Origin of the sequence: Shewanella sp. UCD-KL21 (assembly GCF_001957135.1) — a bacterium.
Lineage (GTDB): Bacteria > Pseudomonadota > Gammaproteobacteria > Enterobacterales > Shewanellaceae > Shewanella.
The window spans coordinates 239,588-251,406 of sequence record NZ_MPHK01000001.1; the positions used below are offsets into that span (position 1 = coordinate 239,588).

9 protein-coding genes and 7 tRNA genes are annotated in these 11,819 nt (G+C 40.6%); all 16 read right to left on the minus strand.

The annotated features are described in order from the left end of the window. Positions 1 to 125 precede the first annotated feature (125 nt). On the minus strand, positions 126 to 1,190 hold the full coding sequence (locus BM739_RS01025) for an acyltransferase family protein (RefSeq protein WP_254843437.1): 1,065 nt from the start codon (positions 1,188 to 1,190) through the stop codon (positions 126 to 128). Positions 1,191 to 1,513: 323 nt separating this feature from the next. Continuing rightward, positions 1,514 to 2,155, minus strand: coding sequence for an endonuclease III (nth, locus tag BM739_RS01030; protein WP_076536404.1), 642 nt, complete (start codon positions 2,153 to 2,155; stop codon positions 1,514 to 1,516). 3 nt (positions 2,156 to 2,158) lie between these two features. Next, entirely contained in the window at positions 2,159 to 2,854 is a 696-nt protein-coding gene (locus BM739_RS01035; protein WP_076536406.1) for an electron transport complex subunit E, read from the minus strand. Further along, positions 2,847 to 3,482, minus strand: a complete 636-nt coding sequence (rsxG, locus tag BM739_RS01040) for an electron transport complex subunit RsxG (protein ID WP_139326787.1) — start codon at positions 3,480 to 3,482, stop codon at positions 2,847 to 2,849. The genes BM739_RS01035 and rsxG overlap by 8 nt, the downstream gene beginning before the upstream one ends. Positions 3,483 to 3,494: 12 nt before the next feature. Next, positions 3,495 to 4,544: an electron transport complex subunit RsxD gene (rsxD, locus tag BM739_RS01045; RefSeq protein ID WP_076536408.1), complete on the minus strand. Its 1,050-nt coding sequence runs from the start codon at positions 4,542 to 4,544 to the stop codon at positions 3,495 to 3,497. 2 nt (positions 4,545 to 4,546) lie between these two features. Further along, positions 4,547 to 6,970, minus strand: coding sequence for an electron transport complex subunit RsxC (gene rsxC, locus BM739_RS01050; RefSeq protein WP_076536410.1), 2,424 nt, complete (start codon positions 6,968 to 6,970; stop codon positions 4,547 to 4,549). Then, positions 6,964 to 7,581 carry an electron transport complex subunit RsxB gene (gene rsxB, locus BM739_RS01055; RefSeq protein WP_076536412.1) on the minus strand — a complete coding sequence of 206 codons (618 nt, stop codon included), beginning with the start codon at positions 7,579 to 7,581 and terminating at the stop codon, positions 6,964 to 6,966. Before rsxB ends, rsxC begins: the two co-directional genes overlap by 7 nt. Before the next feature lie 2 nt (positions 7,582 to 7,583). Further along, a complete protein-coding gene (rsxA, locus tag BM739_RS01060; RefSeq protein WP_076536414.1) occupies positions 7,584 to 8,162 on the minus strand; it encodes an electron transport complex subunit RsxA in 579 nt (192 codons plus the stop codon). A gap of 137 nt (positions 8,163 to 8,299) precedes the next feature. Beyond that, entirely contained in the window at positions 8,300 to 10,201 is a 1,902-nt protein-coding gene (locus BM739_RS01065; protein ID WP_076536416.1) for a GGDEF domain-containing protein, read from the minus strand. A 177-nt stretch (positions 10,202 to 10,378) separates the two neighbouring features. Then, positions 10,379 to 10,454: transfer RNA gene (locus tag BM739_RS01070), tRNA-Asn, on the minus strand. An 18-nt stretch (positions 10,455 to 10,472) separates the two neighbouring features. Next, positions 10,473 to 10,548 (minus strand) — tRNA-Asn (locus BM739_RS01075). Positions 10,549 to 10,583: 35 nt separating this feature from the next. Further along, positions 10,584 to 10,659, minus strand: a tRNA-Asn gene (locus BM739_RS01080). Between the two features lie 34 nt (positions 10,660 to 10,693). After that, a tRNA-Asn gene (locus BM739_RS01085) sits at positions 10,694 to 10,769 on the minus strand. Between the two features lie 26 nt (positions 10,770 to 10,795). Next, positions 10,796 to 10,871 (minus strand) — tRNA-Asn (locus tag BM739_RS01090). 23 nt (positions 10,872 to 10,894) lie between these two features. Next, positions 10,895 to 10,970 (minus strand) — tRNA-Asn (locus BM739_RS01095). A 39-nt stretch (positions 10,971 to 11,009) separates the two neighbouring features. Next, positions 11,010 to 11,085: transfer RNA gene (locus BM739_RS01100), tRNA-Asn, on the minus strand. Positions 11,086 to 11,819: the final 734 nt, after the last annotated feature.

The following is an 11,819-nucleotide window of genomic DNA, read 5'->3' on the forward strand; positions in this document are numbered from 1 at the left end:
CTCTTGGTACCTCAGTAGTAATCGCAGTATGTTTCAGCGCATTTTTTGTATCAATGTTTTAAAACTTGCTGAAAATATTCACAAAAAAACCGCTTATAGCGGTTTTTTTGTGCCTTAAATTTGACCTAGTCAAACGAAGTGCCTTTTTGCTTCTTTTTATGGGTAAATTTTGCAGCTTTAGTAAATATGTTAGCTAAGCCAGAACACAATGGCGCTGAAAACATATAAGGCATTTTTAGTTTATTGATCAGCACTAAAACAGCCAGCGGTGCTAACAGGGCAAAGATAAAACCAATAACAAGTTGCTCGACAAAAGCATGTATGCCTAGTTGATTTAGTAGTGCTCTAGCGGCTCCGCCCGCAACAACATGCATCAGATATATTGCCATTGAAGAGCGGCCTAAATAAGCAAAAAAACTTAGGTTAAATTTTGCCAGATGAATAGATAAAGAAACGATAAAACCAATTGAAATTATAGCCAGTAACAAAGACTGTATACCTCTATCACGATATTCTAATGACAGATAACCGTGAAATATCCATTGTCCTAATATGAAAGCCAAAAATAATCCGATAAGGGCTAATTTACTATCAAGCCACTGCGTTTTTATATGCAGTGAAAAAATAATGCCGAGCGCAAAAAAAGCTGTGTTTTCAGTAATGTAATTAATGATTTTATCATCTGAAATCAACGTACTAGTTAAATACATAATAATGCTGAAAATGCCGAACACAGCGCTGAAGCGTTGTGGCAATAAACGATATGCTAGCGTCGTTAATGCAAAAATTAACAATAAAGCATATAAGAACCAAAAATGTGCTCGAGGGGCCCACAGCAGTGAAAGCACGTCAGTAAAAGAGGTACTTCCATTGGTGTAGCTAGGTAAAAGTACTTCTAATGAACCTTGTAATATTGACCACAATAAGTAGGGGTAAAAAATAGTATCAATTTTACTGAAAACTAATTCTTTCGGTCCTCTCTTTTGAAATGATGTAACAAAGAATAACCCTGATAAAAAGAAAAAAAGCGGAATGTGAAAACTATAAACTAGGCTATCGGCTAGTTTGTAAAAAGGAACGGGTAAATCTATGCCCGAATGATAAATGCCACGGGCTACATGGCCATACACCACTAACATAATGCCTATTGCTTTAGCGTATTCAACCCAAGCAGTGTCTTTTTGAGTCACGAAATATCCTTTTCGAAATGTTTTTGAGTGACTTGAGCAGTGCTCCAAGCCACAAATAATTCTCACTATATATTGAGCATTTAGATGAATTAGCTGTAATGGTTATGACAAACAGGTGCAATTATCAACAGCTTATAATGAAAGCAAAACATATCACAGTATTAACATTTTATTAGTGCAAAAGTATTAACTGATTTGGGGGATAAATGGTATTTACGGGATGCTATTTAACAGTTAAACCATTGCCAATTGGAAGGCAATGGTTCGTGGAGAGGCTAAAATAAAAACTAACAAAAATTGATAAATAATAAGATGTTAGATTATTAATCTTCTGGGTAAACCTTATCTTTATACTCGCAAAGGTCTTCTATCAAACAGCTACCACATCTGGGTTTGCGGGCGATGCAAGTATAGCGGCCATGGAGAATAAACCAGTGATGTACATCGACTTTAAACTCTGCCGGTACGACTTTTAGCATTTTTTCTTCAACTTGGTCGACATTTTTACCCATCGCAAATTTAGTGCGATTCGCCATTCTAAAAATATGCGTATCAACGGCAATAGTAGGCCAACCAAATGCGGTGTTGAGTACGACATTGGCGGTTTTACGGCCAACGCCAGGCAGTGCTTCTAATGCCTCACGATTTTCGGGTACTTCGCCACCATGTTGATCAATTAAGATTTTACAGGCTTTAATAACGTTTATCGCTTTGTTGTTATAAAGCCCAATGGTTTTAATGTAAGTTTTTAGACCATCAACGCCAAGATCGTAAATTCCTTGAGCTGTGTTGGCAACAGGGAATAACTTGTCAGTGGCTTTATTGACGCTGACATCGGTTGCTTGGGCCGACAGGGTGACGGCAACCAGCAATTCAAACGGCGATGAAAAGTTTAATTCAGTTTCAGGTTTAGGGTTATTGTCCCGAAGACGGGTTAACATTTCATATCGTTTTTGTTTGTTCATCTATTAGCTAACCTTGGTAATTCTGGCGCGAGCTATGGCTTCACTTTGTTGTTTTGGTTGACGGCTTTCAAGTTTTGCATCAATAACATTTTTAAGGGCAATTAACAGTCCCATGGCGATAAACGCCCCCGGCGGTAACATTGCAATTAAAAAATGGCTATCGAGTTGAAAGACTTGAATCGTCAGTGCGCTTGCCCAGTCACCTAGCAGTAGCTCTGCACCATCAAATAAAGTGCCTTGGCCAAGTACTTCACGTACTCCGCCAAGCACCACTAAAATGGCGGTAAATCCAAGCCCCATCATAAGTCCATCAAATGCAGCGCTGCTAACATTGTTGCGTGATGCAAAGGCTTCTGCTCGGCCAATGATCACACAGTTGGTGACAATCAAGGGCAAGAAAATACCTAAAGAAAGATATAAGCCATAGGCATAAGCATTTATTAACAGCTGCACACAGGTTACTAGTGCGGCAATGATCATCACAAACACTGGAATACGGATTTCTTTTGGAACAAAGTTGCGCACCAATGATACCAGTACATTGGAACCGACCAGCACTAGAAGTGTGGCAACACCTAAGCCTAAAGCGTTAGTTACCGTAGCGGTAACAGCTAATAACGGACATAAGCCTAATAACTGAACCAATCCGGGGTTGTTTTTCCACAATCCTTGCCAAGCTATTTCGCGGTAATTAGTCATGATCTCGTCCACATTGGTTTATGGTGCTATAAAGCGTTTGCCTGTTGTTTTTGACATAGGTTAGGGCATTATTAATCGCTTTGACATAAGCTCTTGGGGTAATGGTCGCCCCGGTAAATTGGTCGATGTTACCACCATCTTTTTTAACAGCTAATGGTTTATCGTTTGAATTAAAAGCTAACCCAGCAAAGGCTAAAACCCAGTCAGATTTTCTTAAATCAATTTTGTCACCTAAGCCTGGTGTTTCCTGATGGGCTAAGGTTCTTACGCCTAGTAGAGTGTTGTCGTTATCGACTCCAATAATAAGTTTGATATCACCGTTATAACCGTCAGGGGCAATGGCTTTAATGGCTATTGCGACGGGTAAATCACCCTGTTTGGCAATATAGGCAGATAGCGCTTGGTCGCTGCCCAAATATGCTTGATCAATCACGGCAATACAATCGTCAGTTAACGCATTGTCATGCATTGCTTGAGGTATGATTTGTTGCAGTACGCTTGTAAGTTGTTTGCGTTGCTGGTCAATAATCCTGTCAGCAGTTAAATAGTTCACGCTTGCCACTAAACCAGTGCAACACAAAGCAAATATCGCAAGTATCAGGCCATTTCGCGTAATAATATTAGACATAATAAATCCTGTTTAATTTCCTGCTCTATGGCCGTATGAACGTGGACGAATGTAGTAATCAATAAATGGGGCACACATATTGGCAAGTAAAACAGCAAAGGCGACCGCATCAGGGTAGCCTCCGTATGTTCTAATGACAAAAATAAGCACGCCTATGATAGCGCCAAATAACAATCTGCCCCGAGGGCTGGTTGCTGCGGTAACAGGGTCGGTGGCTATAAAGAAAGCACATAACATGGTGCCACCAGAAAACAGGTGCAGTAAAGGGCTAGCATGGGTACTTGGATTCAATAAAAATCCCACACCTGCACAGATAAATATCGCTAATAATATGCCAGTACTGATCTGCCAGCGGATCACCTTGAGTTTTAACATCACAAGGCCGCCGAATAGATATGCAACATTGACCCAAAGCCAGCCAACACCTGCTATGCCATCAAAAACATTCTTCTGTAAACTTTCGGCGCTAGTTAACCCCATAGATAAATCAGTTTTGAAGGTGTCTAACGGTGTCGCCATGGTATGACCGTCGATGCCAAGACGATATAGATTAATATCCACATTGGATAATTCAAATATTGAGTTTAATGCCGCCATTATGCCCACATGATTGCTAGCAAGTTCTGCTGGTGCAACCCATGAGGTCATTTGTACTGGAAACGAAACCAGTAACAGAACATATGCCGCCATGGCAGGATTAAAGATATTGTTACCTAGCCCGCCATATAAATGCTTTACGATTACGATGGCAAAAAGACTGCCTATAACCGTCATCCACCAAGGTGTTAACGGGGGGATGGCAACGGCGATTAATAATGCGGTAACCAAGGCGCTATTATCTGCTAAGGCAGTTTTAATTGATTTATTGCGTAACTTCATTATGCAAGCTTCAGCGCTTAAGGCTGTTACTACGGCAATAATGATTTGCACTAAAGTCCCCATACCAAAGAAGTAGGTTTGGGCTAAAATACCTGGAATTAAACAGTAGGCAACACGCAGCATGACTTTATTGGTCTGCAGTGTGGTACTGACATGTGGAGATGAAGCTATTTTAAATGCCATGTTTATTCCTTTTCACTCAGCTTACGCTGATTTTCAAGCTTCTTCGCTTTTGCTTTAGCAACTGCAGCTGCAATTCGTGCTTTTTTGTCGTCAGCAGCATCTGTTGGTGCAGGTTCTTCTGTGACGGTTGTTGTCGTTGATACTACAGTTTCAACTTCAGCTTCAGGATCATTTTTAGCCGCAAGTTTTTTCGCTTTGGCCTTAGCAACAGCAGCTGCAATTTTCGCTTTTTTGTCGTCAATAGCATCTGTTGGAGCAGGTTCTTCTGTGACGGTTGTTGACGTTGATACTACAGTTTCAACTTCAGCGTCATTTTTAGCCGCAAGTTTTTTCGCTTTGGCCTTAGCAACGGCAGCCGCAATTTTCGCTTTTTTGTCGTCAACTGGTTCTGAGGTTACTGTTGTAACTTCGCTAACAACTTGTTCGCTATCAACTTGTTCGCTATCAACTTGTACGTTAGTAGCTTGAACAGAGGCTGATACATCATCAGTTGCATTTTTAGCAGCGAGCTTTTTCGCTTTGGCTCGTGCAACGGCGGCCGCAATCTTAGCCTTTTTGTCGTCAACTTGTTCGTTGGCAGCTTGAGCTGATGCTGATACATCATCAGTTGCATTTTTTGCAGCAAGCTTTTTCGCTTTGGCTCGTGCAACAGCTGCGGCTATTTGTGATTTTTTGTCTGTAGCTGAGTTACTAGGTTCACTGCTAGTAGTAACAGTGCTAGTAGTTACAGAGCTAGTAGTTAAAGGCGTGTCATCAGCATTAACTGGAACGCTACTAGCGAGTTTCTTGGCTTTTGCTCGGGCAATAGCGGCTTTAACTGCTGCACTTTTATCTGTAGCGGCAGTATTGTTATTTGTTTCTTCAGCGGGCGTTGCTGCAGCTTGTTTTTTGGCGGCAATACGCGCCATTGCTTCTGCGACAGCATCTTTTTTACTGCTATCCATAGCGGCTTTACGTTTCTCTGCTGCGAGCCTTGATTTTTCTTCGCGGGCACGCTTTTCATCTTCAAGGCGTTGCAAGCGGGCTTCAAAACGTATTTTAGCCTGCTCAGCTTGGAATTTTTCTTCCGCTTCATTTTTGAGTGCTGATTTGGCAATTCGATAATACTCAACCAGTGGAATATCACTGGGGCAAACATAACTGCAACAGCCGCATTCAATGCAATCTTTTAAATTAAAGCTAGCGGCCTTGTCGTACTCTTGGGCTTTTGCATGCCAGAATAATTGTTGCGGTAATAACAGAGCAGGGCAGACAACTGCACATTCTCCGCAGCGGATACAGGCTTTTTCATCTACATCAGGGGCGATTTCATCACTGCTTGGTACCAATATGCAGTTTGTCCCTTTTAATACTGGAACATCAGTATTAGGCAGAGCATAACCCATCATAGGGCCACCGATGATGACTTTAGCACTTGTATTATTGCTGGCTTTAACTGGAGTTTTTGTTTGCTTGAGAGCATGGGTGATCGGTGTACCGATAGGTACCCAATAGTTGCCAGGTTGTGATACTTGATTACCCGTGATGGTCACTAATCTTTCAATCAAAGGTTTACCGTTTAACACCGCATCTTGAATAGCAAAGGCGGTGCCGACATTGTGGACCACAATACCTTGCTGAGCCGGAATGCTTCCTGTGTGTATTTCTTTACCGGTCACAATTTGAATCAACTGCTTTTCGCCACCAGAGGGATACTTAGTTGGAATGATGGTGATGCGAGTCATTTTAGCTAAGGATTCAAAGCGCGCTAACGCGGTCTTCATCGCTGCAGCGGCTTCCGGTTTGTTATCTTCGATAGCAATAATTATCCGTTGAGGTTTCAACAAATAATCGATAACTTCGATGCCTTTGATGATATCAGTTGCGTATTCACGCATTAACACATCATCAGAGGTGATATAAGGTTCACACTCAACGCCATTAATGATCACAAGATCAATTTCACTGGCTGGATTAAGTTTTATATGACTTGGAAACGTTGCGCCGCCCATACCCGCGATGCCAGCTTGCTTAATTTTCTCAATAACTTGTTGGTTACTCAGTTCTGTCAATGTCGCTGGCAAAAATGCCACAGCAGTATCTTTACAATCAGCGGCAATGGTGCAAGTTAAACAAGGTAAACCAGAGGCATGATTACTCGCATGCTGTTCAATACTGATAATTTTACCCGATGTAGGCGCATGTACAGGAAGGTACATAAAGCCTTCACCCTCAGTGAGCATTTGCCCTTTGAGTACCTGCTCGCCGACTTTTACCGTTAAACGGGCGCAATCACCGACTTGAGGCAGGGGTACTCTATATTGAGTTGCTAAGGGCAGTTGGCGTACAGCTTGAGTATTAGACAGAGTCTTAAGTTGTGGAGGATGTATTCCACCTGGAGAATGCCATAAAGTCCCTTTATCAATTTGTTCTAATAAAGTTAGCACTGAGATTCCTCATTTACATCGTTTACTTTAGCTGCTTTTGAGCTACTAACATGCTCACTATCAATAAGCGTGACTGGGATAGATGATAATTTCCAATCCCAGTTTTTTAGGTTTTGTTCAACTGGGATCATATCAATACAGTCAACTGGACAGGGCTCTACACACAAATCACAGCCGGTACAATCTTTCGTAATAACCGTGTGCATCAGTTTACCCGCGCCTAAAATGGCATCTACTGGGCAGGCTTGAATACATTTAGTACAACCAATACATTCATCTTCTCTGATGTAGGCGACTTTTTTAACCGTTTCCTGAGCTACTTCGTTTAATGGCTCTGGATCAACTCCCATTAATGACGCAAGTTTCTCCATAGTCGCAGTGCCACCGGGCGGGCACTTATTGATGTTATCACCATTGGCGATAGCTTCAGCGTATGGTCGACAGCCAGGATAACCACATTGGCCGCATTGGGTTTGCGGCAATAGGGCTTCTACTTGATCGACAATAGGGTTTCCTTCGACTTTAAATTTAATTGAGGCGTAACCCAGAATTAAGCCAAATATTAAGGCTAAAATGGTTAGCACAATGACAGCGATTGCAATACTGGACATGATTATTTAACTAGCCCCGCAAATCCCATAAAGGCAAGCGACATTATGCCTGCGGTGATCATGGCAATAGCACCACCTTTAAAAGGTAAAGGTACGTCAGCCGCGGCTAAACGTTCGCGCATGGCTGAAAACAACACTAGTACTAAAGAAAAGCCAACCGCTGCGCCAAAACCGTACACTGCAGATTGAATAAAGTTATGATCTTCATTGACGTTAAGTAGCGCGACACCGAGTACTGCGCAGTTGGTCGTGATAAGCGGGAGATAAATCCCCAATGCTCTATGTAAAGATGCACTGGTTTTTTGCACTAACATTTCAGTAAATTGCACCACAACGGCAATGACCAAAATAAAACTCATGGTTTTTAGATAGGTGATACCAAAAGGTTCAAGTAAAAATTCGTTGGTTAGGTAGCTAAGTATGGATGCTAACGTGAGTACAAAAGTTGTTGCCATGGACATACCGATGGCAGAAGCTAACTTGCTAGATACCCCCATAAAAGGGCATAGGCCAAGGAATTTTACTAATACAAAATTATTAACCAGCACTGTGCCAATTAACAGTAAGAGATAGTCTGTCATTACTACACTTTTCTATATGAGAGTTCTTTAAGAGATTAGCTGTATTATCTAAGGTTTAGGCTGGTTTAACAACGGATAAAAAAAAGGGTTATGTAAATATTAACCCTTTTTTTGAATAAAGGTCTTACATTGGTTATTTATTTATCTGTTTTCGCGATAATTTCTGGTCTGGCAATGTAATAACCTTGTAAGCCATCAACAAGTAATTTTTCAAGTGTTAGCTTCTCTTCTTGCTTTTCTACGCCAGTAGCGACCACTTTTATGCCAATTCTTCTGGAGATATCAACAATCATTCTGATGAAGAATTTATTGTTGTTGTTTTGGTCAATCTTATCGCTATAACTGGTGTCAAGCTTGATAAAATCGGGTTTAACTTCTCTAAAGAATTTGAAAGATGAGAAACCTAACCCAAATTGTTGAATGGCAACCTTAACCCCAACTTTGTGCATCTCATTAACGAAGCGTTGGCTTGCATTCAAGTTTTTTTGCATACCTGATTCATTGACTTCAAAGATTAATCTTGCAGCGACACTGCGGTGACTAGATAAGATATCTGTTAACCAAGAGACAAAGACTTCATGGGTAGCAGATGAGGCACTAATATTGACGCCAAAATTACCCTTAAGAGTTGGATTAGTGCTGAGTAATTGTATGCAATGAACAATGAGCATTTTATCTAAATCGATATTTAAGCGATGACGCTCAGCCATTGCGACTACACTGGCGGTGGGTAAATTGGAGCCTTCATTATTAAAGAAGCGGGCAAATAACTCTCGATAAACATCGACTTGATTATTACAAGGTAAGATTGGTTGTTGAAAAAATTTAACCCCTTTGCGATTAATGAGGTCATTGATGGTTACTTTCCAGTGGTTATCGCCTAACTGTTCGTTACCATTAAATTTTTCAAGAATGTGGTATCTATTCAGGCCAGATGTTTGCGCGATGCTGACAGCGGTATCCGCTAACACTAATAGCGCGTGAGGGTCAAACTGGTTTTCAAAAGGCACTAAACCGGCATTGGCAATATTATCGGGTTCAATGGTTTGGGCATATTCATCAAAGCTTCTTTTTAGGTTATCTAAAAACCGCTCAGATTCTTTTGCCGTAATACCATGAATAAATAATGCAAAATCACTACTTGAAACTCGATAAAATTCGTTGACTCCCATCTTAGATCCAGTTGTTCGAATGCAAGTTGCAATCTTGTTCAAATAATCATCGCCAGCTTCACGTCCTTGCAACTGATTTATACTGGCAAGTTCAGCTGCTTTAACAATACATAGCACACCAAATTGCTGCTTATCTGATTTTGAAACAGATTTTATTTGATCGTCAAAGCGTCTTCTGGTTGAAAAGCCAGTGACAGCATCCTGATAAGCGGCTTTGGTAAGAGTATCATTTTTTTGATGAAAACTGTCGATGCTGGCTTTTAATTCGCCACGGCTCTTTTCAAGGGCAATACCTATGGGTTTAAGTGAGCCTTTTAATCTTGAGGTTTCTACAGCTTGAAATGACAGGTTAGAAATATTATTAATATAATCAGATGCATACTTTATCCCTTTGCGGTGCACATGCATTAACAGCGCAAAACTTAGCATAATAACTAAATAGGCTAAAATGGTCAGACTCGCCGCTTTTTCAAGGTTAACAAAGCTTGTGGTGATAACTGAACTAGTGTTTAACCTGACTTGCAGGCGAGCGTCAGCAAAGGTTTTAATATGACCTAATTCGATAGAAAAGATTTTATCTTCAAAATCGGCGTCAGTTTTAGCTAACGTCCCATAGGTAAAGTTATTATCACTGTCAGTACTGTGGATGTATTGGAAAAATTGAAAGCTAAAAATTTGACTTAATTGCTGAAAGAGTGCCTGTCCATCACTATTCCATTCTGTAATCGAATTGACTTGTTGCGTGTAATTTTCAATTGCAATATGGCCTTGGCGTTGCATTTCTTTATTTTCAAGGTCATAAATACGAAATAATAACAGACTAAAAATAACAAAAAGTACTAACTGGAAAGATTTTGATAAGCCCATGAATGATCCGTTTCCTGTCTTAATTGCTTGAGTTTAATGAGATTAATGCGCTCAAGATATTATAAACTTAAAAAAGAAATATAACTGTATTAAATTGTAATAGAAAAAGATATATAAGGAGAGGGTTTTACACTAAAAACGTGAGATTTAACATGATGATATGCTAGAGGTAAATCTTGGCTCCCCGGACTGGACTCGAACCAGTGACATACGGATTAACAGTCCGCCGTTCTACCAACTGAACTACAGGGGAATTGAAGATTTATTGAAGTGGCTCCCCGGACTGGACTCGAACCAGTGACATACGGATTAACAGTCCGCCGTTCTACCAACTGAACTACAGGGGAATTGATACTTCATTTTTATAAACTTACTATTAAAGTGGCTCCCCGGACTGGACTCGAACCAGTGACATACGGATTAACAGTCCGCCGTTCTACCAACTGAACTACAGGGGAATCGATACTTTAATTTTTTTACGCTATTTTGAAGTGGCTCCCCGGACTGGACTCGAACCAGTGACATACGGATTAACAGTCCGCCGTTCTACCAACTGAACTACAGGGGAATCGATACTTCAAAATTTGTTTTAATTGGCTCCCCGGACTGGACTCGAACCAGTGACATACGGATTAACAGTCCGCCGTTCTACCAACTGAACTACAGGGGAATCGATTAAAACTAAGATAAAATTGGCTCCCCGGACTGGACTCGAACCAGTGACATACGGATTAACAGTCCGCCGTTCTACCAACTGAACTACAGGGGAATTGCATTTTATCTTTATTTTCAACTAACTAAACTAAATTGGCTCCCCGGACTGGACTCGAACCAGTGACATACGGATTAACAGTCCGCCGTTCTACCAACTGAACTACAGGGGAATCGTCTTTAGCAATGTATTGCTGAGAACGGAGCGCATAGTAAAACGCCCTGATCAATCCGTCAACTCGAGATATAAAAAAAAGTGAAAAATTGATGTTAACTGCTCACCTAATACACATTGAGGCTTATAAATGGCCGTTATGGGTGTTTTTTAGTTAACTTATTTTTTGATTAAAACAGCTTTTAGAAATAAATGCTTGGTATTTCTAAAGCTTATATTTTCATATCGGCGCTAAAACAAGCTGATTTGAATGTTCAATACGCATAATGTCACTTTTAGATTACTTTTTAGTGCCCAAGTGAATCTGCAAATTAGTGCTGCCTGGTCAATTTAAGCTTTATGGTCATTCATGGGCAGTTAGTACTTGTTGTAACCTCTTGTCGCAACTTAACGCTACTTAAGCGCTTCTATATAGCTAAGTTCATGCAAGCTAAGTTATTAAATAAAGACGTATCCCACTGCTTGCTCAAGCGACTAATATAAAGTGCTAGTTTTATTTTTACTTGGCGACTTGAGTTATAGCGTTTGCTGGCTTGATATCTCTAGTCACAACTGGCATCCAAATGATCCATGGGCTAGCGCTATTGGTAACGCTATTAAGTGGATTTAAATTTAATTGAAGCTTTGCTTATGTCGCAGCGCTGGTACTAGCACTTAACCACAATTCTTAACACCACCGAAAAGGGCATACCCATAAATGTTGCGCAGCAGTTTGTTTTACTCTTGGTTAAA

What these genes read in the sequence shown, in the direction of transcription:
- nth (WP_076536404.1), bottom strand. Translation starts at nt 2,155, where the DNA reads ATGAACAAACAAAAACGATATGAAATGTTAACCCGTCTTCGGGACAAT.
- BM739_RS01035 (WP_076536406.1), bottom strand. Translation starts at nt 2,854, where the DNA reads ATGACTAATTACCGCGAAATAGCTTGGCAAGGATTGTGGAAAAACAAC.
- rsxG (WP_139326787.1), bottom strand. Translation starts at nt 3,482, where the DNA reads ATGTCTAATATTATTACGCGAAATGGCCTGATACTTGCGATATTTGCT.
- rsxD (WP_076536408.1), bottom strand. Translation starts at nt 4,544, where the DNA reads ATGGCATTTAAAATAGCTTCATCTCCACATGTCAGTACCACACTGCAG.
- rsxB (WP_076536412.1), bottom strand. Translation starts at nt 7,581, where the DNA reads ATGTCCAGTATTGCAATCGCTGTCATTGTGCTAACCATTTTAGCCTTA.
- rsxA (WP_076536414.1), bottom strand. Translation starts at nt 8,162, where the DNA reads ATGACAGACTATCTCTTACTGTTAATTGGCACAGTGCTGGTTAATAAT.
- BM739_RS01065 (WP_076536416.1), bottom strand. Translation starts at nt 10,201, where the DNA reads ATGGGCTTATCAAAATCTTTCCAGTTAGTACTTTTTGTTATTTTTAGT.